This is a genomic window from Cryptosporangium sp. NPDC048952 (assembly GCF_043197895.1).
GTDB lineage: Bacteria > Actinomycetota > Actinomycetes > Mycobacteriales > Cryptosporangiaceae > Cryptosporangium.
This window is the reverse complement of the sequence record NZ_JBICTY010000001.1, coordinates 1,288,602-1,310,156: the sequence shown is the minus strand read 5'-3', so window position 1 is coordinate 1,310,156 and position 21,555 is coordinate 1,288,602. Positions and strand designations below refer to the sequence as shown.

Sequence of the window (21,555 nt, the reverse complement as noted above, 5' to 3'; positions counted from 1 at the left end):
TACTCAGCGGTGGTGATGGTGGTGGTGACGACCGCCACGCCAGTAACGGTGGCTGCGGCCACCCCAACCCCAGTCGCCACGGCCGTAGTAGAAGCCGGGGCGGTTGTAGTAGTAGTAATCGCCACCGCGGTAGAAGTCCCCTGCCCACCCGTAGTCCAGGTAGTCCGGGTACTGGCATCCGTAGACGGGTGCGTACCCGTCGCAGATGATGACGATGGCGGCCTTCTTGGCGGCCGGAGCGGTGCTCTGAGTCGCGGCCGACGCGGGGGCAGCCACGCTGGCCATGCTTGCGGTCGCAACGCCCGCGAGGACGAGTCCGCGAATGAACTTGGAAGACAAGGCGAAAGAGCTCCTTTCGACTGGATACCGAATCTCGGTGGCAGCGCGGAACCGGTTGCGAACACGGCGAAGCAGGCCGCATAACCAGGGATTTCCACGCTGTGGAAGCGATGCACCCGACGGTCACCACCACACTGGACGGCGGCGCGACCCTGGGGCTCATGCCCCTTGGAGTATGCCCTCCCGAAAGGGACAAAGCAACGCAAAACGCTCTTGCGTGAAAGGACGCCGACCACTCACGATCGAGGCCTCCACAGTGACGCGGAGTCAGCTCCTGGCGGTCACCGGCAGCGCGGACGCGAGCTCGGTCAGACGCTCGCCGATCCTGACGACCTCACCGACGACGCAGATCGCCGGATGCGACAGGCCGGCCGCGAGGGCGTCCGCCGCCACCGTGCCGAGCGTGGCCACTATCTGACGTTGGGCGCCGGTCGTGCCCTCCTGGATCACCGCGGCCGGAGTGTCCGCCGGGCGTCCGTGCGCGATCAGCGCGGCGGTGATAGCCGGTAGCCGCTCGACGCCCATCAGGATCACCAGCGTGCCCTTGAGACGCGCGAGCGCGGGCCAATCCACCAGCGAACGCGGGTCCTCCGGCGCGACGTGTCCGGACACCACGACCATCTCGTGCGCGATCCCCCGGTGCGTGACCGGGATCCGGGCCGCCGACGGCACCGCGACCGCCGACGTCACGCCCGGCACCACTTCGACCGGTACGCCCGCCGCGAGGCACGCCTCCAGCTCCTCGCTGCCGCGGCCGAACACGAACGGGTCGCCGCCCTTGAGCCGTACGACGAACTGTCCGGCCTTCGCGCGGGACACCAGCGTCTCGTTGATCGCCTCCTGGGCCATCGCACGGCCGTAGGGCACCTTCGCCGCGTCCACGACCTCGACATGTGGTGGCAGCTCGTCCAGGAGCAGCTGAGGGGCGAGACGGTCGGCCACGACGACGTCGGCCTGGGACAGCAGCCGACGGCCACGGACCGTGACCAGCTCCGGGTCGCCCGGGCCGGCCCCGACAAGGGCGACGCCGGGGATCGGGCCTCGGCCGCGCTGCGGGGCGGCGTCCAGCGAACCGTCGTTGAGGCGGTCGACGACCGCGTCGCGCAGCAGTGCGGCGCGCCGGGGGTCGCGGTCGGCGTGCACCGCGACGGTGAGGTTCCCGTGGCGTCCGACCGCCGGGGTCCAGGCGGAGGCGTCGGAGCCGTCGTCGGCGCGGGCGCAGAACGTGTGGGCCCGTTCGGCGGCCTCGGCGACCGCCGCATTGACGTCCGCGGCGTCGGTCGCGGCCATGACGTACCAGGCGCCCTCGACGTCACCGTCGGTGTATTCGCGCTGCTCCCACCGCAGGCGTCCGGCCGCCGCGAGCGCGTCGAGCGCGGGGGTGACGTCCGGCGCGACGAGGACGATGTGCGCACCGGCGTCGAGCAGGGCCGGTACCCGTCGCTGGGCGACAGTGCCACCGCCGACGATCAGGACGCGTCGTCCCGTCAGCCGCAATCCGACCGGGTACGTCACTGCTTCTCCGTGACGCCGGCCGAGTCAAAAGTGGCTACATCCCGCAGTGCGCGCACGCTCGCCTGCACGAGCGGGAGCGCGAGCACCGCGCCGGTGCCTTCGCCGAGCCGTAGCGAGAGGTCGACGAGGGGCGTCAGGCCCAGGTGGGTGAGCGCGATGCCGTGGCCGGGTTCCGTGGAGCGGTGGCCGGCGACCACGGCGTCCAGGCAGTCCGGTGCGATCGCCGCGGCCACGAGCGCGGCCGAGCCGGCGATGACCCCGTCCAGGATCACCGGCACCCTCTTTGCAGCAGCGCCCAGCACGAATCCAGCGATAGCCGCGTGCTCCAACCCACCAACCGCCGCGAGAATTTCCACCGGGTCGGCCGGTCCCGCGCGTCCACCCGACGCCCCCTCGGGCGGGGTGGCCGCCTCGGGCGGGGTGAGGCCGTGGAGTTCCAGGGCGCGGCGGACCACGTCGGTTTTGTGGGCGAGGGTTGCGGGGTCGATGCCGGTGCCGGCGCCGGTGACCTCGGTGGGGGCGGCGCCGGTGAAGGCGGCCACCAGGGCCGCCGAGGCGGTGGTGTTCGCGATGCCCATGTCGCCGGTGAGGAGCGCCCGGTTCCCCGAGGCCACCAGCTCGTGCGCGACCGTGATCCCGACCTCGATCGCGGCCACGGCCTCGTCCCGAGTCATCGCCGGCTCGACCGTCATATCCCGAGTACCCCGCCGAACGTTCCGCTCGAGCAGCCGCGGCTCCCCGGCCCCGCCGGCACCCGGCTCGCCGGCACGCAGCTCCGCAGCACCTGGCTCCGCGGCACGCAGCTCCGCAGCACCCGGCTCCGCAGCACCCGGCTCCGCAGCACCCGGCTCCGCGGCACGCAGCTCAGCGGCTTGCGGCTCAGCGGCTTGCGGCTCGGCGGCGCGGGGGTCGACGGCGCTGTCCTCCGCCGGTACGAGCGGGGTGGCTACGCCTACGTCCACGACCGTGACCGAGGCGCGCATCTGGGCAGCGAACGCGTTGACCACGGCGCCCCCGGCGAGGAAGTTCGCCACCATCTGGCTGGTGACCTCCTGCGGCCAGGGCGTGACACCCTGCGCGTGAACCCCGTGATCCCCGGCGAACACCGCAACCGCAGCGGGCTCGGGCATCGACGGCGGGCACTCCCCGGCCAACCCTGCGAGCTTGATCGAAAGGTCCTCGAGCACGCCGAGGGAACCAGCCGGCTTCGTCATCCGAGCCTGCCGGTTCCGCGCCTCCGCGGCCGCAGCGGCATCCGCCGGTCGGATCGCCGCGACGGTCGAGCTCAACAGGCTCATCGGTGTCCTCCCAAGAGTGCCCTGCATCATCGTGCCCTGCCCCGGTCGGCGCGCACCGCCGCCCTCCCCGTTTCAGGCTCCCCGCGGTGGCGGACCCCACCCCGCAACCTCACCGAAACACCCCGCCCCTCCGGTCGCGCCGAGCGCTGCACGCTTTGCGCCCCTATACGGGCCCAGACCGTGCACCACCCGGCGCACGCGACCGTGCACCGCCCGGCGCCACCCGAGGCGCCGCTCAGCGGACCACCCGAGGCGCTGCCCCGTGGGCTGCCGGAACGCTGCCCCGTGGGCTGCCGGGACGCTGCTCAGTGGGCTGCCTGGAGCGCGGCGAGGAACCGGTCGGTCGTAGGGCGGTCCCGCACGGCTATGCGGAGCCAATCCGGGCCCAGACCGGGAAACGTGTCACCCCGGCGCACCGCCCAGCCCAGCTCCCGGAGCCGCTCCCGCAACTCCACCGCGCCCGGCGTCTCGATCAGAACGAACGACGACGCCGGTACCCCGTGCACCCGCACCCACGGCAACTCCCGCAACCCCGCCAGCAGGTACTCCCGCTCCTCGGCGAGGACGACCGCGAACTCGTCCGCGGCGGCCGTGGCCCGCATCGAACTGCACGCCACCGCGGCCGCCAGAGCGGGCGTGGACACCCCCCACAGCGGCTGCGCCTCCCCCAACGCGGCGACCGCCGAGGCGGAAGCCAACAGATACCCCACCCGCAATCCCGCCAACTGCCACGTCTTCGTCAAACTCCGGATGACGACCAGCCCCGGCAGATCCCGCCGACCCGCCACCGACTCGGGCTCCCCCGGCACCGTGTCCGCGAACGCCTCGTCCACCACGAGCGTCCGCCCCGGCCGCGCCAAAGCAGCGATCGAGGAGGCCGCATGCAACACTGATGTCGGATTCGTCGGGTTTCCGATCACCACCAGGTCGGCATCGTCCGGCACCGACGACGGCTCGAGCACGAACCCGTCCGCCGCCGACAGCACCACCCGGTCCACGGAGACCCCCGCGGCCAACAGCGCCGCCTCCGGCTCGGTGAACTGCGGGTGCACCACCACCGCCCGCCAGGGACGCAACACCCGCGCCAGCAGCACGAACGCCTCCGCGGCCCCGGCGGTGAGCAGCACCTCCGCCGGTGGCCGACCGTGCCGCGCCGCCACCGCCTCCCGCGCCACCGTCTGATCGGGATACGCCGCCAGATCGTTCAGCGACGACCGGATCGGCTGCGCGAGCCACTCCGGCATCTCCCCCTGCCGTACGTTGACCGCGAGGTCGACGAGGCCGGCTTTTCGCACCTCGGCATCCCCGTGGTGCCGCAGATCGAATGCCTCTGCCGCCACGCTCGCGCCCGAACTCCCGGACACGGCCGCGATGCCGGACTCAACCACTGTGCTGGGCGATCGCGACCGTCACGGTCGGCGACGTGCGCTTCGGCACGACCAGCGTGCCGGTCTGCCGGCCGGTCGCGTCGAGCAGTGCGGCGGCCTCGGCCACGCTCGCCGTCCCCGCCACCTCGCCGACCAGCGCTGACGGCGTCGGCACCAGCACCTGCGACAGCCGATTCGCCGACCAGGTGACCAGCCGCCAACCACGGTCGGCGGCAACCGTGCGGATCCCCGCCTCCGCGCCCTTCGCCTCCACCGTCGCGAGGTGCGCGACCTCGTGCGCCGGGATCCGCGCATCGGCCAGCGCCTCGTCGACCAGGGCGCTGACCTCCGCGGCGGACGCGCCGGCCCGCGCGCCGACCCCGACCACATACACCGCTAACGGCTTCACTGCACTCCACTTCGAAGGCTGGTCCGCCGTGCGGGGACCAGCACCGACGACAGGTACGGCGCGGTGCTTCCATCGGCGGACGCCAGTGGCCGCACCACTTCGCCCGGCAAGCCGAGCCGCGCTCCGTACAGCGCGCCGTGCAGACGTCCGGCACGCCGGACCGCCTCCTTCACGCCGATCAGGTGTCGCCCGCTCTTGTAGACGACGACGCTGCCCCGGCCGTCGAGCACGTCGGAGAGGCCCCCGACGCCGGTGCCGAGCGGCAGCAGCGTGAGCGCGTCGCCGCCTTCGACGAGCGGTACGCGGCAGCGGCTCGCGAGGTCCTGGGCGGCGATAACGCCCGGGACCGTCTCGACCGTGACGTCCGGCAGCAGCTCGCGGATCGCCTGGGCGAGTTGGGTGAACGCCGAGTACACGTTCGGGTCGCCGATCGTCGCGAACACCGCCGAACCGCCGGGGCCGATCGCCCGCAGGTGGCGGGCGACGGACTCGGCGGCGCCGTGGGGGTCGCCCGCTGCGAACACGAGACGTTCGAGGCGGTCGTGGTCCACGTGGGTGCGAACGGTGAGTTCGGCGTAGCCGGTCTCGTCGGCGGACAGCACCGGTACGTAGACGCGGTCGGCCGCGCGCATCACCCGCACGGCCTTGACGGTGACCAGCTCGGGGTCGCCCGGGCCCACACCGACGCCGATAAGTTTCATGCGACGCTCCTCCGCCGGTGATCGGGGCCGTCCCACCCGGCCCGGCTCGACCACCCGCCGTGAGAACTCATGATCCGTCGCGATCCGTCGTGGACGGCGGACCGTCGCTCTGCGACACGCGGGGCAAACTCTCCGAATCGCCGTTTTTGTCCACCCCGGGGGTGTCATCTCCGTCACCGGAGATTCCGGCGGCCCTGCGCGCGCTCGCCGCGGCGGCGTCCTGCTCCGCGCGCGATCGCGCAGCAGCCGCATCGGCCGCCGCCCGAGCCCGGGCCGCAGCCTCATCAGCCGCGACCGCGCTCCCACCCCCGACACCACCCTCCGGCACCCCGCCACCGGCCCCAGCCACCGGCGCAACGCCGCCGGCCCCAGCCACAGGCGCGCCGCCGCCGGCCCCACCCGCAGCCGCGCCACTCTCGGCCCCAGCCACAGGCGCGCCGCCCTCGGCCACAGCCGCAGGCGCACCGCCGCCGGCCACAGTCGCAGGCGCGCCGCCGTCGGCTACGGCCACGGCGCCGTCGGCCGCGGGCGCATCGGCAGCCGCCGCAGGCGCTCCGCCCGGCGCGACAGCCGTGGCCGCGTCGCTGGTCGCTACAGCGGTCGGCGCAGCGCCGGTCGCGGGCGCAACAGCCGCTGGTGCGTCGTTGGTTGCGGGTGCGACCGGCGTCGCCGCTGGTGACGGTGCGTCGGATCCCACCGGCGGTGCGTCGTTCGACGACGTGGACGCGGCGGCCACTTCCACCTTCGTAGGAGCCGCATCGGCCGCTGCGGGCGGTAGTTCGCGTGGAGCGTCGATCAAAGTGGGTGACGGACCGGTAGGGACGGCGGGCAACGCACGACGCTGCAGGCGGGAAGCAGCATCCACGAGCCTGCGCGCGATGATCGGATGCGCGGCCCAGTGCAGGTGCAGGTAGGACGCGTGGATGCCGTCCTGCACGAACCCCTCCGGCGGACGCCCCTGCCACTGCCACGCGGGCCGGGCGCCGGCGCGGGGCTCCACCTGCGTGCGGTGGAACACGTGCCCGTGCACGCGCGTCCCTTCCGGCAACAGCTGCGAGTCCGAGATCGCGACCGCGCTGCGGTAGCCGAGCGTGAGGTTCGAGGTCATGCCGGATTCGGCGTCCAGCACGCCACACATCGGCTTGCCGTCCAGCGACTTGGTCAGCCACAGCAACCCGGCACACTCCGCCGCGATCGGCGCTCCGGACGCCGCCAGATCACGTACCGCCTTTTTCAACGGCTCGTTGGCGCTCAAAGCCTCCGCGTGCACCTCCGGGAACCCACCACCAACGACGAGCCCGGCCGTGCCCTCGGGCAACGACGAGTCGTTCAGCGGGTCGAACCGCGCGACGACCGCCCCGGTCGCCTCCAACAGCTCAACGGTTTCGGCGTAACCGAAAGTGAACGCCGCTCCCGCGGCAACGGCGATCACCGGTCGCTCCGACACCGCACCCCCGACCGCCTCGGTCGGCGACCACGGATCCGCCGACACCGGCGGAGCAGACCGCGCGAGCCACAGCAACCGGTCCAGGTCGACGCTCTCCGCGACGATCCGACCCATCGCCTCGACGGCCTCGGTCGCTTCCTTGCTGCGCTCCGCGACGGGTACGAGCCCCAAATGCCGGGAGGGCGTGGAGATCGCGTCGCGCCGACGCAGCGCGCCGAACACGGGTGTGCCGATCTCCTCGCAGGCCTCGCGCAGGATCTGCTCGTGCCGCTCGGACCCGACCCGGTTCAGGATCACCCCACCGAGCCACACGCTCGGCTCGTACGTGCGGAACCCGTGCACCAGCGCGGCCACCGACCGGCCCTGCGCGGACGAGTCCACGACGAGCACGACCGGCGCACGCAGCGCGGCGGCGACCTGCGCGGTGGAGCCCAGCTCACCATGGCCCACCGCACCGTCGTACAGACCCATGACGCCTTCGACGACGGCGAGGTCCGCACCGGCGGCGCCGTGCGCGAACAACGGCCCCATCAGATGCGTGCCGACGAGATACGGGTCCAGGTTCCGGCCGGGCCGCCCGGAGGCGAGCGCGTGGTAGCCGGGGTCGATGTAGTCGGGGCCGACCTTGTGCGGACTGACCCGCAGGCCGCGCGCCTTGTACGCGGCGAGGAGCCCGGTCGCCACGGTGGTCTTGCCGTGGCCGGACGCCGGAGCGGCGATGACGAGGCGGGGGACGACGGTCACCACTCGATTCCCTTCTGGCCTTTCTGCCCGGCGTCCATCGGGTGCTTGACCTTGGTCATCTCGGTGACCAGGTCAGCGGCTTCGAGAAGGGACGGATGGGCGTTGCGGCCGGTGATCACGACGTGTTGGCTGCCGGGGCGGTTCCCCAGCGTCTCCACCACATCATCGACGTCGACCCAACCCCACTTCATGGGGTAAGTGAACTCATCCAGGACATAGAGGCCATAACTTTCGGCGGCCAGGTCGCGCTTGATCTGCTCCCAGCCTTCGGCGGCGTCACGCGCGTGGTCCTGTTCGGTGCCCGCACGTTGGATCCAGGACCAGCCCTCGCCCATCTTGTGCCAGGTCACGGGTGCGCCCTTGCCGGTCTGCGCGTGGTACTCGCCGAGCGCGGTAAGAGCGTCCTCCTCCCCCACCCGCCACTTGGCGCTCTTCACGAACTGGAAGACGCCGATCGGCCAGCCGGCGTTCCACGCGCGCAGCGCGAGTCCGAACGCCGCCGTGGACTTGCCCTTGCCCGGGCCGGTGTGGACGGCCAGGATCGGCCGGCGGCGGCGCTGGCGGGTGGTGAGGCCGTCGTTCGGGATGACGTCCGGTTTTCCCTGCGGCATCAGGCTGCTCCCCTCGCGACGTGCGCCAGGTTGTCGGCGTTCAGTTCTTCGAGGCGGAGTGCGGTGGCGCCGAGGTTCATGGCGAGTTCCTGGGCCAGTCCGAGGCGGATCGGGCCGGTTTCGCAGTCCACGACGACTGCCGCGGTGTGTTCCGCGGCGAGGAACGCGGCGGCGCGACGGGCGTCTTCCCTGGCGTTCTTGCCGTACGTGGCGCGGCCGTCGGTGACCACGACGAGGAGGGGTCGCCGGTGAGGGTTGCGCCGTTTTTCGAGCCGTATCACTTCGGCGGACTTGACGAGTCCCTGGGCGAGCGGGGTTCTCCCGCCGGTCGGGAGTTCGTCGAGGCGCCGGGCGGCGACCTCGATGCTGCCGGTGGGGGGCAGGGCGAGGGTCGCGGTGTCCTTGCGGAACGTCACCAAGCCGACGGTGTCGCGGCGCTGGTAGGCGTCCAGCAGTAACGACAGCACCGCGCCCTTGACCGCGGCCATGCGTTGCCGGGCCGCCATCGAGCCGGAGGCGTCGACGCAGAACAGGATCGTGTTGCTCTCCCGTCCGCGGCGGACCGCGGACCGCAGGTCCTGCTTCTCGAGCTTCAGGCCCGCGGTGCGTCCGCGTTGTTTCTGGTGCGGCGCCGCTGCCAGCAACGTCGCGATCAGGTGGACGTCGTGCACCGGGCCGTCCGGTCGTGCGGCTCGGACGACTCGGCCGCGGCGCGACTCGGCGAGGGAGCGGCGGCCCGTGGCGTCGGACTGGGATCGGCCTACGCCGGGAACGGTGAGGAGTTTGGTGCGGTAGGGGTCGGTGGCTTTTACCGCTGGTCGTTCGGGTGCGGGGCTGGGGAGGCGTGGCCGGTTGTCGTCTGCGGTTTCGTCGGCTCGGCCGCGGTCGGTTGCGGGGCTCGCGCCGTCGAGCGGTTCGCTCGTGTCGGGTGGGCGGCGATCGGGGCCGCTGTCCGTGCTGCTGTCGGGGGCGCCGTCGCTCGTGTTGCTCTCGGTGGTGCCGTCGTCGGGGCCGTCGGGGCCGTTGGGGCCGTTGGGGCTGTTGGGGCCGTCGTCGGGACCGTTGGGACCGTCGTCGGGACCGTTGGGACCGTCCGGGTCGTCGTCGGGGTCGTCGTCGGCGGCTTCCTGGAGGGCTTTGTCGAGCTGGTCCTGGTCCAGGCCGGGTGCGTCGAACGGGTTACGGCGGCGCCGGTGCGGCAACGCGAGTTCGGCGGCGCGCCGGATGTCGTCGTCCGTGACGTGGTCCCGCCCATTCCACGCCGCCAGCGTGACGGCCGTCCGCGCGGTGACGAGGTCGGCCCGGAGCCCGTCCACGTCGAACGCGGCGCACACGGCCGTGATCCGGCGCAGGGCGGCATCGCTCAGAGTGACGTCAGCCAGACGGGCGCGCGCCTCGACGATGCGTTCGGCGAGCTCGGCGTCGGCGTCGGCCCAGCGGGCTGCGAAGCCTTCGGGGTCGGCCTCGTAGGCCAGCCGCCGCCGCACGACCTCGGCCCGTTCGGCGGGCCGGCGGCTCGCCGTGACCTCCACCGTCAGACCGAAGCGGTCGAGCAACTGCGGACGCAGCTCGCCTTCCTCCGGGTTCATGGTGCCGACGAGCAGGAACCGCGCCGCGTGCCGCACCGAGACGCCGTCACGCTCGACGTACGCGCGGCCCATGCCGGCGGCGTCGAGGAGCGTGTCGACCAGGTGGTCGGCGAGCAGGTTGACCTCGTCCACGTACAGGACGCCCCGGTGCGCGGCCGCGAGCAACCCGGGCTGGTACGCCCGCACCCCCTCGGTGAGCGCCCGCTCCAGATCGAGCGCCCCCACCAGCCGATCCTCGGTGGCCCCCACCGGCAACTCCACCAACCGCGCGGGGCGCGTTTCGGCGGCCACGCCTCCAGCCGAGGCGCCGACGCCATCCGGGCCTGCGGGCGCCGGGAGATGCGGGCCGTCGGGGCATTGGGGGTCGGGGGCGGCCGGGTCGCAGGCGAAGCGGCAGCCGGTCACCACCGTGATGGGTGGGAGCAGGGCGTGCAGCGCCCGGACGACCGTCGACTTCGCAGTGCCCTTCTCGCCCCGGGCGAGCACACCACCGATAGCAGGCGAAACGGCGTTGAGCGTCAACGCCAAACGGAGGTCGTCCAGACCGACGACCGCGGAGAACGGGTACGGCGGAGTCACCCGCCGATCACGCACGAGGGCATGCCAGGATCCTTCCCGCGGGTGTCCACGCCCGCGTGTGCGATGGCCTGCGAGCAGGCTCGCAGGGAGCGGACGCAGTGTCCTGGCTCCCGGATCGAAGCGTGTCCTCGGCCTTCCAGCCGTTACCGGCCGTGACCATTGAGTGAGGTCGGCTCCCCGGTGACAGTGGCGGGACCGCGCCGGATTCTCACCGGTCTTCCTGCCCTCCGCTCGCCGTAACTGTGACTCACCACGTCCCCATCGTCAAAGGTGCGAGACGTGCGTCACCGCCGTCCGGGCGCCCGCGCTTCCTCGCTCACGGCGCGACAGTGAGCAGCCTCAAAGGCGCAACGCGGCCGAGTCACGGCGGGCCGCGGTCAGCTCCGCTTCCACCTCTTCGTCGGTGAGCTGCGGAAAGTCCCGGTAGTGGTACCCGACCGCGCGGAACTCCGGCGGCGCGCTCACGCACACCACGGCGTCCGCCTCGACGCCGAGGATGATCACGGCCTGCGGTGCGCACACCGGCGCCGCGAACACCAGGTGCGCGGGCCGCAGCGCCCGCAACGACCGCAGCGCGGCCCGTGCGGTGGCACCGGTCGCGAGCCCGTCGTCCACCACGACCACCGTGCGCCCCTCCACCACCGGCGCCGGTCGACCGCCCCGGTACCGCTCGGTGCGTCGCACCGCCTCGGCTCGTTCCCGCTCGACGTCAGGCTGGAGTTCCTGCAACGTGAGGCCCACCTGGCCGAGCAGTCCCTCGTCGAACAGCGCGGGGCCGTCGACGGTCACGGCGCCGACGCCGAGCTCGCGGTGCCACGGCACCCCGATCTTGCGCGAGACGACGACGTCCAGCTCGCCGTGGACCGCGGCGGCCACGGTCCGCGCGATCGGGACGCCACCGCGCGGCAGCCCCAGCACGAGGGGCACCTCGTGCTCCTTCAGGTGTTCGGCGACGGCGACCGCCAGCGCACGGCCCGCCTCCGCCCGGTCAGCGAAGTAGTCCGACATGTCGCACCTCCGGTTACCGCGGGTTACCCCGATAACCGGCGTCACACGCCTCCGAGACCACGTTCGCGGGCCAGGAGCAGCGCTTCTGCGCGGCTCGGTACCCCGAGTTTCGTCAACACGTTCGCGACGTGGTTGCGCACGGTCTTCGGGCTCAGGACGAGACGGCGGGAGATCGTGGTGTTGTCGTAGCCCCGGGCCACGAGGTCGAGCACCTCGCGTTCGCGGTCGGTGAGTTCGGGGAACGACACCGGGCCGGTGGTGCGGGCGCCGGACAGGTAGCTGATGGCCTGAGCGGCGACCTGTGGGCCGAGGATCACCTCGCCGTTCGCGACCGCTCGCACGGCCCGTTCGACCTCGGTGGGGGTCGCGCCCTTCAGCAGGTAGCCGCGGGCTCCCGCGCGCACCGAGGCCACCACCGACTCGTCGTCCTCGAGCATCGTGACGACCAGGATCCTCAGGTCGGGTAGCCGCCGGAGCAGTTCCCGGGTGGTCTCGACGCCGGAGTCGTCGCCCAGGTGCAGGTCCATGACGACGACGTCGACACCCGGTCCGATCACCGCGAGCGCCTCGGCCCGCGAAGCCGCCTGCGCCACGACCTCGACCCCGTCGAGGCTGCTCAGCAGCGCCGCCATCCCGAGTCGGAACACCGGATGGTCATCCACCACCCCAACCCGAATCCTCACACCGCCGCCGGGGCCGCCGGGGCCGCCGGAGCCACCGGAGCCGCCGGAGCCACCGGGGCCACCGCCGGCGGGGCCCGGGGCGTGGGGGGCGCCGTGGGTGGGAGGCGTCATGCGACGCCTAGCGGCAGGCCAGCCGCGACGCGGGTTCCGCCGGCGGCCGTCGGCTCGACGCACAGCGTGCCGCCCTGCTCTTCGGCGCGCTCGCGCATCGAGCGGGTGCCGACCCCGGGCACGGCGCCGGGCCGGACTCCCGTGCCGTCGTCCTCGACGACGATCCGAAGGGCCTCCGCGTCGGCCACGACCTCCACCGAACAACCGGAAGCGCTCGCGTGCCGCGCGACGTTCATCACCGCCTCCACGACGATGCCGTACGCCGCGGTGGCGAGCGGAGAGGCGAGCGCCTCGGTGCCCACGCACCGCACCTGAACGTCGAGCCCACCCTCTGCGTGCCGGGCCGCGAGCTCGGCCAGCGCCGGTTCGAGCCCGAGCTCGTCGAGGATCGGCGGCAGAAGGTTCCGCGAGAGCGTACGGACGTCGTCCACGCGCCCGTCGAGCTCCTCCTGCAGGGCGGCGAGCAACGTACCAGCGGCTCCCGGGTCGCTCCCCAGAAGGTTGCGCGCCCCCTGCAGCCCCAGCCGGATACCGGCCAGCGACGGCCCGAGCCCGTCGTGCAGCTCCCGCCGGATGACCCGCCGCTCCTCCAACCTGACCGACGTCAGCCGCTGTCTGGCGTCGGCCAGGTCGGAGGACGCGCGGGCGAGCACGACGCCCGCCGCGACGACGGAGACGAGTTCGCCGAGCGAGCGCAGCGCGCGAGCGTCCAGCGCCTCACCGGGCGGAACGGTGACCCCGAGAACACCGACCTCCGTGCCCCGGTGCAGCAGCGGCACCAGCATCGGCGACGCCGTGGGCGAACCCCACGACGCCGCACGCACGCCGTCGACCTCCAGCGTGGCCGACTCCAGGCGCAACGCGTGCCCGACGCTCTCGACCAGCCCGTTCAGCAGCTCCTCGGGGCTCTGCGCACCCCCGAGGTGCCGACCCAGGCGGCGGACGGCCCGCTCGGGCTCGGCAGCGTCGCCGTAGACCAGGCGCCGGACGTGGCTCTGCAACCAGAGGCGGGACGGCTGCACCGCGACCGCCACGACCGCAGCGGCCACGACCTGCGCGATGCCGTCGCCGGGCAGCAGCCGGGTGAGCACCGCGGTGACCGCCGTGTACAGAACCACCAGCCCGACGGTGAGCAGCCCACCGAGCACCGCACGGCTGATCGCGAGATCCAGACCCCACATCCGCTGACGCAGCACTGCGACGAGGATCGCGGCCGGGAACACCGCCTGCGCGACCAGGTGCAGCACCGGCGTGAACCAGATCGGCAGCTGGACCTGACCGTAGAACGCCAGCGGAACGAACGAGACCGCCATGATCGCGGTGCCGACGGCCAGCCAGCCGAGCCCGATCCGCTCCTCGACCGGGCCACGTAACCGCCGCCAGGTGACCTCCCCGGACGCGACCAGGCCCAGCATGACCGCGGCGACGACGAGCCACGTGACCGGAGCATCCGGCTGCGACACGTTGACCGCGAACAACGCCACGGACACCGCGCCGCCGAGCGTGACGCCCAGCCGGGCGACCGGACCGAGCCGGTGATCACGCACCAGCCACGGAACGACCAGGAAGATCGCCAGCGTGCCGGGCACCCAGCCGACGCTGATCAGGTTCGCCGCCGTCCCGACCCCCGGCAGCGGCCATCGCGCAGCGAACGCCGAGTACGCCATCGCGAGCGCGGACACACCGCAACCCAGCGCCATGAGCGCGACCAGCCACGGCACGGGATGGCGCCGCCGGGACAGCGTCAGACCGGCGACCGTGCCGTAGACGGCGGCCACCGTGGCGTCGACGGTGAAGAACCAGAGCAGTTCGTCGACCGGCGGCCGGGCAGCGAAGAGCAGCACCGTCGAGCCGACGGCCAGCAGCCAGGCGAGCCCGGCGACGGTGCCGGCGACCCGCGGCGTGCCGACAGCGCTCCGGCCGGCGTTGCCGCTGGCCAGAGCGCTGTCAGTGAGGATCGTCACGGTCGATGACCGTACAGTTGACGTACGACTATTTCAGTCGGGCATCAGACCGACGGCGGTCGGCGAACAAGAATCCGAGTCCGGTGACCAGCAGCCACACCGGGCCGGTGAAGCCGGCCATGTACTGCAGTGGCGAGATACCGGCGAGCAGCGTCAGACCGCCGAGGACGACGCCCACCCAGCCGATCCAGCGCGGCGCGGCCGAGTGCTTCAGCGCGGCAGCGGCCACCGCGACACCGGTGAGCCCGGCGCCGACCCAGAGCCACGGGATCGTGGCGATCCAGTGCGCGTAGAAGTCGCCGGACTCCGGCACCAACTCACCCTTCGGGGCGTTGGCGCCGAACACGAACTCCGTGGTCAGGCCGCTGCCCAGCAGTGCGGCCACCGACACCAGACCGAGCCCCGACGCGGCGACCGACGGCAGCAGGCTGCCCACCGGGGCCTGCGCCTCCAGCCGACGCTTGAGACCCGCGGCGAACACGACCAGCAGCAGCGCGGTGATGATCGTCAGCGTGTGGGTGACCAGGATCGCGACCGTCTGATCGGCCAGCCGCTCGACGACTTTCTCCGGGTCTCCGATCGTGTCGGGGGCGTAGCCGGCGTCGATGGTGAGGCTGGTCTGGATGCTCGCGACGCCGGCGAGGCCGGCCACGGCGCCGACCGCGGCCCAGGTGCGACTGGCGGTGGCGTTCTGCTCGCGGACGGTCGCCGCGGCGTATGCGGTGGTCATGATCGTTCTCCTTCGGTCGGACACCACCCTGCGACGCCCGGCGTCCCGGTTTCGAGGGCGTGGAGCCCGACTTCCCGGGCTCCCCTACTGGCCGGTTAGCCTTCGTCCATGGCGATCTCCACGGAGGCGCAAGCCTGGACCACCGACGTCCTCGGTGAGCCGTACGAGCAGCGCACGATCCCGCTCGGTCACGACGACCAGGGCGAGGTCGTCGCGACGCTGATCCGCCGCCGCGCGGAGCAGCCCACCGGACGTGCGGTGCTGCACGTCCACGGTTTCGTCGACTACTTCTTCCAGACGCACCTCGCCGACCGTCTGGTCGGCGAAGGTTTCGACTTCTACGCCATCGACCTGCGCAAATACGGTCGGAGTCTGCGTCCGCACCAGACTCCGTACTTCTGCCGCAGCCTGACGGAGTACTTCGCCGACCTGGACGCCGCGCTCCAGATCATCCGCGGCGAGGACTCGCACGAGACCGTACTGGTCCACGCCCACTCCACGGGCGGCCTGATCGCGCCGCTGTGGGCGCACCGCCACCGCACCGAGCCGCTGGTCGACGGCATCGCGCTGAACAGTCCGTTCTTCGACATGAACCAGCCGCGGATGCTGCGCAACGCGATCGACTACTTCGCCGCGCCGCTCGGCACGTTCCGCCCCTACCAGGTGATGCCGGCTCCGTCGTCGAACTTCTACGGCCGCAGCCTGCACCGCGACCACTCCGGCGAGTGGGACTACGACCTGGCCTGGAAGCCGATGTCGGGGGTGCAGATCCACGCGGGGTGGCTGCGCGCGATCCGAAACGGGCACCGGCGGATCGAGGCCGGGCTCGCGATCGAGGTGCCGGTCTTCGTCGCGTGCTCGACGGCCACGTTCCGGTCGTCGCGCTGGGACGATTCGGTCCTGCGGACGGATGCGGTGCTCGACGTCGAGCACATCGCGAGCCGAGCACACCGGTTGGGCCGCCAGGTCACCCTGGTGCGCATCGAGAACGGTGTGCACGACCTCGCGCTGTCCGCCCCACCGGTCCGGGAACGGTATCTCGAGGAACTTCTACGCTGGGTAGAGACCTATCTTTGACGCGGAGTAGCGTCGAGCCGTGTACCGCTTCCTGCTGAGCCCGAAGTGGGTTGCCTCGTTCCTGCTGTGCGTGCTGGCCGCCGTGGTCTGCGTGCGGCTGGCGCACTGGCAGCTCGACCGGCTCGACCAGAAGCGCACGATCAACGCCTCGATCACGGCGGCGCGCAACGCGTCGCCCGTGCCTGCCGACCAGGCGTTGAGCACCTCGTCGGCGCCGGGGTCCCGGCGTGAGTACAGCCAGGTGAAGATAGCCGGGCAGTATGACGTCGCCAATGAAGTTCTGGTGCGGAACCGGACGCTGAACAGCACCCTCGGCTATTACGTACTGACGCCGCTGCGCACCACCGACGGGCCGGTGCTGTGGGTGGTGCGCGGGTGGGTCGAGGCGTCGTCCCGCGGAGCGACGGAGGTTCCGACGGTCGGGCCGGCGCCGAGCGGCACCGTGACGATCATCGGCCGCGTGCGGAAGCCGGAGAGCGGTTCGACGGGGGCCGTCCAGGTCAGCGGCCGGAACCTGATCACGCGGATCACCCCGGACGCGCTGAAGGCCGATGGCGAACCCGCCTACGACGCGTTCGTCGAGCTCGTGTCGCCGGCGGATCCGTCGTTGTCGGCGTTGCCGACACCCGACGACCTCGACGAAGGTCCACATTTGGCATACGCCGTCCAGTGGTACCTGTTCGCGGTCATGTTCATCGTCGGATACGGCATCTTCGCCCGGAACTACGCACATCGGGACGACGATCAGCGCGCCGTCGTCGAAGAGCCGGAGGCCGTGGCGGCTGATGCCCCCTAGGCTGCCTCCATGGCGCTCGAGGGGTTCGATCGGTTCGACTTCACGCACCATGGAGTGACCCATCCGGTCTATCGGGCCGGTAGTGGCCCCGCGGTCATCGTCATCGCGGAGATTCCCGGCATCACTCCTCGGGTGATCGAGTTCGCGCAGCGGGTGTCCGCGCTCGGGCTCACCGTGTATCTGCCGTCGCTGTTCGGCACTCCCGGGCGGGCGCCGGACGGGAGGGCGGCGCTCAGCGCGTTCCGCCCGGTCTGCGTCTCCCGGGAGTTCACGCGGCTCGCGCTCCGGAAAGCGTCGCCGGTGACGGTGTGGCTGCGGGCGCTGGCCAAGCAGGCGCACGAGGAGTGCGGCGGGCCCGGCGTCGGCGCGGTCGGGATGTGTTTCACCGGTGGGTTCGCGCTGGCGATGGCCGTCGACCGGCGGATGATCGCGCCGGTGCTGTCCCAGCCGTCGCTGCCGTTCCCGGTCGGGGCGGCGCGGAAGTCCGACGTCGGGCTGGACACCGCGTCGCTGGCCCGGGTGAAGGAGCGTTGCGCCGACGAAGGGCTGTGTGTGCTCGGATTGCGGTTCACCGAGGACGCGCTCTCGCCGCCGGAGCGGTTCGATCGGCTGCGGCGGGAGTTGGGTGACGGGTTCGTGGGGGTGGAGATTCCGTCGTCGACGGTGCCAGCGGGGCGGCGGGCTCACTCGGTGCTGACCGAGCACCTCGTGGACGAGCCCGGGCATCCGACGCGAGAGGCGTTGGAGAAGGTGCTGCAGTTGTTCCGGGATCGGTTGCACGCGTGAAGGGGCGCTCACCTTTTCACGGGTGAGCGCCCCTCGGCTGCGGATCAGCGGCCGCTGTTGCCGTTCTCGTGCAGCATTTCGCCCTGGGTGCGGGCGTCCCAGACGAGGGTTGGGCCGCTGCGGAGGGCGGTTGGCTGGTCGTCGGCGTCCCAGTCGTCGCGGTTTCGGTTTTCGCGGGGGTCGCGGTTGCGGGGGTTCTGATCGCGGGGATCGCGGTCGCGGGGATCGCGGTCGCGGGGATCGCGGTCGCGGGGATCGCGGCCTTCGCCGCCGTTGGGGCCTACCGGCCATTCCGGAGTACCGGGCCAGCCGCCGGCTGACGGAGGGCCACCGTACTGACCGGGGCCGCCCGGTCCACCGGCGGGCGGACCACCGAACGGACCGTCCGGACCGGGCCCACCGAAGGGGGGCCCGTCGGGGCCGCTGTACGGAGGACCGTCAGGTCCGGGGCCGCTGTACGGAGGACCGTCAGGTCCGGGGCGTCCGAACGGAGGACCGTCAGGTCCGGGGCGTCCGAACGGAGGACCGTCAGTGCCCGGGCGTCCGAACGGAGGGCCGTCAGATCCGGGGCCGCCGAACGAAGGACCGTCAGGGCCCGGGCGTCCGAACGGAGGGCCGTCGGAGCCCGGCCCACCGACGGGCGGGCCGCCGAAGATCGAGCCGCCTGCGACAGGACCGCCGTTGGGCGGGCCACCGTTGGGCGGGCCACCGTTGGGCGGGCCACCGTTGGGCGGGCCACCGTTGGGCGGGCCACCGTTGGGCGGACCACCATTCGGCGGACCGCCGAAGACGGGACCACCCGGGGGCGGACCACCGAACGCGGGCCCCTCCGAACCGGGCCCACCAGCAGGCGGACCACCGAACGGACCGTCGGGCCGTGGCGCACCGCCGAACGCGGGCCCACCGGACACCGGCCGCCCACCGAACGGACCGTCCTGCCGCGGACCACCGAATGCGGGGCCATCGGATCCCGAACCACCGAACGGAGGACCGTCCGGTCCGGACCCACCGAACACGGGACCATCAGGCCCTGGACCACCGGGACGAGGGCTACCGAACACGGGGCCGTCGGCTCGCGGGCCACCGGCGGGCGGGCCACCGGCGGGCGGGCCACCGAACGCGGGTCCGCCCGAAACGGGCGGACCACCCTGCGGACCGCCGAACGGTCCATCCGACCTGGGACCGCCGAACGACCCCTCGGGCCGAGGCCCACCGAATTGACGATCGGGCCGCGGACCACCGAACGGACCGTCCGAACCAGGACGATCGAACGGACCGTCCGGACCAGGACGATCGAACGGGCTATCGGGACCAGGACCGCCGAAGAACGGGCTGTCAGGACCGGGGCGATCAAAGGGTCCGTCAGTACCGGAGCCGCCGAAGAACGGCCCGTCAGGGCCGGGGCCGCCGGCAGGCGGGCCACCGAACGCGGACCCTCCGGACGTCGCCCCTCCAGGACGGTCGTCGAAGCCCCGGCGGCGATCGTCGCGATCCCAGTCGCTCGGCGGCGGCGGCGGAACTTCCCACTCACTGCCGCCGAACCCATCCGGACGACGGAACGGCGCATCCGGATCCTGCGGGCCACCGATCTCACTCGGACGCGGCGGCGGACCGCCCATCCCGTTCGGCCCACCGAAGTCAGCAGGCCGCGGAATCGGCCCGCTGGACCCGTTCGGTCCCCCGAAATCGGCCGGCCGCGGAATCGGCCCGCTCGAGTGCGAACCAGGCACGACACCCAGCGGTCCAGGCCCGGAAGGCCCGAACCCGTTGGGGCCCTCGGCACCGGGCCCGACACGACCGAACGGAGGACCATCCGGACCGTCGCTACCCGGGCCGCGACGGAAGGGCGGTCCATCAGGACCAGGACGACCGAAAGCAGGCCCGTCAGGGCCGTCGGCACCCGGCCCGCCACGGCCGAACGAAGGACCGTCGGGTCCGGGGCCCGAGCGACCGAACCCGTTCGTACCGGGACCGTCCGCACCCGGGCCGGTGCGACCGAACGGAGGACCATCCGGGCCGTCCGGGCCGGGACGACCGAAGCCATTGGCGCCGGGGCCGTCAGGACCAGGTCCACCCGGGCCTCCGACCGCCCCGAACGGCCGGTCCGAAGGCACACCGAAAGACGGTTCGTTCGGCGGGAACGACGGCACCGGGTGGGTGCCGGTCGCGCTCACCCGTCCGGAGTTACCCGGACGCCCAGGCCGCGGCGACCGAGCCACCGGAATCTCGCTGGTGTCGTCCTCGTCGTCGTACGGCGGACGCTGCAACGGCGGGCCGGAGCGCGGGCTCACCGGCGGGGCACTGACCGGCCCACCCAGCCCGGGCAACTCCCCCGTCGGACGCTCGAACGCCAGCACGTCGCGGCCGAACCGAGGGTCCGACGCCGGCGGCTGGTCGCCCTGTTCACGCGGGTCACGACCCCGGCCGGGACGGCCGCCCTCGGAGAACTCGTCCGGGAACTGCCGGAACTGATCGGGCCGAGGCCCCGGCTCACCACCCGGCCCACGACGCCCTGCGTCGTCACGCCCGACCTCACGCAGCCCCTGCTCCCGACCGAACGGATCCCGAGGACCCTGTTCGTCACCGCCCGGCCCACGCCCGCCGAACTCACGCGCCCCGAACTCACGCGCCCCGGGCTCACGGAGCCCACCATCACGGACCCCACCATCTCGCGGACCACCGTCACGGGCCCCACCGTCACGGGGCCCGCCGTCACGGGAGCCACCGTCACGCAGACCACCATCACGCGGATCACCATCACGGGGCCCGCCGTCCCGCGCGCTGGCCTCGCGTAACCCGGGGTCACGGCCGTCGCGACCGCCCACCTCACGAAGGCGCGGCTCACGACCACCACCGTCGCGAGGCCCGGACTCGCGCGAAGCCGGACCCTGCTCACGGCCGTCCGCCTCGCTCGGACCCGGATCACGGGGTCCCGGAACCAACTCGGGCCCGATCGGCTCCCGCCGCCCCGGCTCACGCCCACCGAACTCACGACCAGCGGGCTCTCGACCACCCTGCTCGCGGAAACCCGGCTCCCGGGCACCACCATCACGCGGCCCGGGCTCGCGGCCACCGCGGCCACCCATTTCCCGAAGACCCGGCTCGCGGGACCCACCGTCACGGGCGCCCAACTCCGGGCCACCCGACAGCAGACCGGGCTCACGCCCACCCGACAACGGACCAGGCTCACGGCCTCCGGACAGCGGACCGGGCTCGCGGCCGCTCGACAGCGGGCTCGGCTCACGGCCGTCCGGCTGGGCACCGGGCTGGCGGGCGCCGGGGGGCGGACCGAACTCGGGGGGTCCGCCGAGCACCGTGGTGGGCGGGGGACCGGCCGGGCCCGGAGGCTCGTTGCGCCCCGGACCCGCGTCACCGGCGTGACTGCCCAGGCGCGCAGCAGGCGCGTCCTGTTCCGGGCGCCCCGGACCGGAGTTCGAGGGCCCGCTCGGCGGGATCGGCCCGCTCACCGGGTACGGACCACGCCGCGGCTTCTCGGGACCGGGGCGTGCACCCCGGTCATGCTCGCTCCCCGACGGCATCGGGCGCCGCGGCTGGCCGAGGCGCACACCTGCCTCGCTCGGCGCCTCCGGCGTGAACTGCTGCCCGTGCCGACCGCCCGACGACTGCGACCCGAACGGGTCCTCGTCGAGCCCACCGGTCAGCGTGGAGATCGGGTCGTTCAGCGGGTCGATCGGACGGATCTCGGCGGTCCGATCGATCGGGTCGTCGTCCGCGGCGGCGTGCGACGTCGGCGGGCCGAGCCGACGCACCACCGGCGCGTCGGGGTTGCCGCGCTGAGGT

The 21,555-nt window shown here is 72.8% G+C and carries 17 protein-coding genes, 1 pseudogene and 1 riboswitch; of the genes and pseudogenes, 5 read left to right on the top strand and 13 right to left on the bottom strand.

Annotated elements, in window-relative coordinates:
* Positions 1-3 precede the first annotated feature (3 nt).
* From ACGFY5_RS06155 to ACGFY5_RS06095, 13 genes and pseudogenes are all read right to left on the bottom strand, one after another.
* The gene (locus ACGFY5_RS06155; RefSeq protein ID WP_392717850.1) at positions 4-276 is read right to left on the bottom strand and encodes a hypothetical protein; all 273 of its coding nucleotides are present in this window, start codon (positions 274-276) and stop codon (positions 4-6) included.
* A 330-nt stretch (positions 277-606) separates the two neighbouring features.
* Positions 607-1,854, bottom strand: coding sequence for a uroporphyrinogen-III C-methyltransferase (cobA, locus tag ACGFY5_RS06150; RefSeq protein WP_392717848.1), 1,248 nt, complete (start codon positions 1,852-1,854; stop codon positions 607-609).
* Entirely contained in the window at positions 1,851-3,146 is a 1,296-nt protein-coding gene (locus ACGFY5_RS06145; RefSeq protein ID WP_392718671.1) for a nicotinate-nucleotide--dimethylbenzimidazole phosphoribosyltransferase, read from the bottom strand. The genes cobA and ACGFY5_RS06145 overlap by 4 nt, the downstream gene beginning before the upstream one ends.
* A gap of 311 nt (positions 3,147-3,457) precedes the next feature.
* Positions 3,458-4,525: an Rv2231c family pyridoxal phosphate-dependent protein CobC gene (gene cobC, locus ACGFY5_RS06140; RefSeq protein WP_392718669.1), complete on the bottom strand. Its 1,068-nt coding sequence runs from the start codon at positions 4,523-4,525 to the stop codon at positions 3,458-3,460.
* Positions 4,526-4,532: 7 nt separating this feature from the next.
* Positions 4,533-4,928 (bottom strand): cobalamin biosynthesis protein, encoded by a 396-nt coding sequence (locus tag ACGFY5_RS06135; RefSeq protein WP_392717846.1) that lies wholly within the window; start codon positions 4,926-4,928, stop codon positions 4,533-4,535.
* Positions 4,925-5,629 carry a precorrin-2 C(20)-methyltransferase gene (cobI, locus tag ACGFY5_RS06130; RefSeq protein ID WP_392717844.1) on the bottom strand — a complete coding sequence of 235 codons (705 nt, stop codon included), beginning with the start codon at positions 5,627-5,629 and terminating at the stop codon, positions 4,925-4,927. Before cobI ends, ACGFY5_RS06135 begins: the two co-directional genes overlap by 4 nt.
* 850 nt (positions 5,630-6,479) lie before the next feature.
* Positions 6,480-7,820 (bottom strand): annotated as a pseudogene (locus tag ACGFY5_RS06125) (cobyrinate a,c-diamide synthase); the annotation flags it as partial.
* A complete protein-coding gene (cobO, locus tag ACGFY5_RS06120) occupies positions 7,817-8,431 on the bottom strand; it encodes a cob(I)yrinic acid a,c-diamide adenosyltransferase (RefSeq protein ID WP_344650913.1) in 615 nt (204 codons plus the stop codon). The pseudogene ACGFY5_RS06125 and the gene cobO, both read right to left, overlap by 4 nt.
* Positions 8,431-10,599, bottom strand: a complete 2,169-nt coding sequence (locus ACGFY5_RS06115; protein WP_392717842.1) for a putative cobaltochelatase — start codon at positions 10,597-10,599, stop codon at positions 8,431-8,433. Before ACGFY5_RS06115 ends, cobO begins: the two co-directional genes overlap by 1 nt.
* Before the next feature lie 96 nt (positions 10,600-10,695).
* Positions 10,696-10,822: riboswitch (cobalamin riboswitch) on the bottom strand.
* 116 nt (positions 10,823-10,938) lie between these two features.
* The gene (locus ACGFY5_RS06110) at positions 10,939-11,607 is read right to left on the bottom strand and encodes a phosphoribosyltransferase (protein ID WP_392717840.1); all 669 of its coding nucleotides are present in this window, start codon (positions 11,605-11,607) and stop codon (positions 10,939-10,941) included.
* Positions 11,608-11,648: 41 nt separating this feature from the next.
* Positions 11,649-12,401 carry a response regulator gene (locus tag ACGFY5_RS06105; protein ID WP_392717838.1) on the bottom strand — a complete coding sequence of 251 codons (753 nt, stop codon included), beginning with the start codon at positions 12,399-12,401 and terminating at the stop codon, positions 11,649-11,651.
* Positions 12,398-14,341, bottom strand: a complete 1,944-nt coding sequence (locus ACGFY5_RS06100) for a histidine kinase (protein ID WP_392718667.1) — start codon at positions 14,339-14,341, stop codon at positions 12,398-12,400. The genes ACGFY5_RS06105 and ACGFY5_RS06100 overlap by 4 nt, the downstream gene beginning before the upstream one ends.
* 52 nt (positions 14,342-14,393) lie before the next feature.
* Positions 14,394-15,095 (bottom strand): hypothetical protein, encoded by a 702-nt coding sequence (locus ACGFY5_RS06095; protein WP_392717836.1) that lies wholly within the window; start codon positions 15,093-15,095, stop codon positions 14,394-14,396.
* Between the two features lie 108 nt (positions 15,096-15,203).
* Between ACGFY5_RS06095 and ACGFY5_RS06090 the strand changes: the two genes are divergently transcribed.
* The 5 genes from ACGFY5_RS06090 (at position 15,204) to ACGFY5_RS06070 (ending at position 20,549) form a co-directional block, all read left to right on the top strand.
* A complete protein-coding gene (locus ACGFY5_RS06090; RefSeq protein WP_392717834.1) occupies positions 15,204-16,172 on the top strand; it encodes an alpha/beta hydrolase in 969 nt (322 codons plus the stop codon).
* Positions 16,173-16,191: 19 nt separating this feature from the next.
* Positions 16,192-16,968 (top strand): SURF1 family protein, encoded by a 777-nt coding sequence (locus tag ACGFY5_RS06085; protein WP_392717832.1) that lies wholly within the window; start codon positions 16,192-16,194, stop codon positions 16,966-16,968.
* Between the two features lie 9 nt (positions 16,969-16,977).
* On the top strand, positions 16,978-17,754 hold the full coding sequence (locus tag ACGFY5_RS06080) for a dienelactone hydrolase family protein (protein ID WP_392717830.1): 777 nt from the start codon (positions 16,978-16,980) through the stop codon (positions 17,752-17,754).
* A gap of 68 nt (positions 17,755-17,822) precedes the next feature.
* Positions 17,823-18,074, top strand: a complete 252-nt coding sequence (locus tag ACGFY5_RS06075; protein ID WP_392717828.1) for a hypothetical protein — start codon at positions 17,823-17,825, stop codon at positions 18,072-18,074.
* A 1,833-nt stretch (positions 18,075-19,907) separates the two neighbouring features.
* Positions 19,908-20,549: a hypothetical protein gene (locus tag ACGFY5_RS06070; protein ID WP_392717826.1), complete on the top strand. Its 642-nt coding sequence runs from the start codon at positions 19,908-19,910 to the stop codon at positions 20,547-20,549.
* The last annotated feature ends 1,006 nt before the right edge of the window (positions 20,550-21,555 follow it).

Coding starts and splice junctions, on each gene's coding strand:
- cobI (WP_392717844.1), bottom strand. CDS start 5,629: ATGAAACTTATCGGCGTCGGTGTGGGCCCGGGCGACCCCGAGCTGGTC.
- cobO (WP_344650913.1), bottom strand. CDS start 8,431: ATGCCGCAGGGAAAACCGGACGTCATCCCGAACGACGGCCTCACCACC.
- ACGFY5_RS06110 (WP_392717840.1), bottom strand. CDS start 11,607: ATGTCGGACTACTTCGCTGACCGGGCGGAGGCGGGCCGTGCGCTGGCG.
- ACGFY5_RS06105 (WP_392717838.1), bottom strand. CDS start 12,401: ATGACGCCTCCCACCCACGGCGCCCCCCACGCCCCGGGCCCCGCCGGC.
- ACGFY5_RS06095 (WP_392717836.1), bottom strand. CDS start 15,095: ATGACCACCGCATACGCCGCGGCGACCGTCCGCGAGCAGAACGCCACC.
- ACGFY5_RS06090 (WP_392717834.1), top strand. CDS start 15,204: ATGGCGATCTCCACGGAGGCGCAAGCCTGGACCACCGACGTCCTCGGT.
- ACGFY5_RS06080 (WP_392717830.1), top strand. CDS start 16,978: ATGGCGCTCGAGGGGTTCGATCGGTTCGACTTCACGCACCATGGAGTG.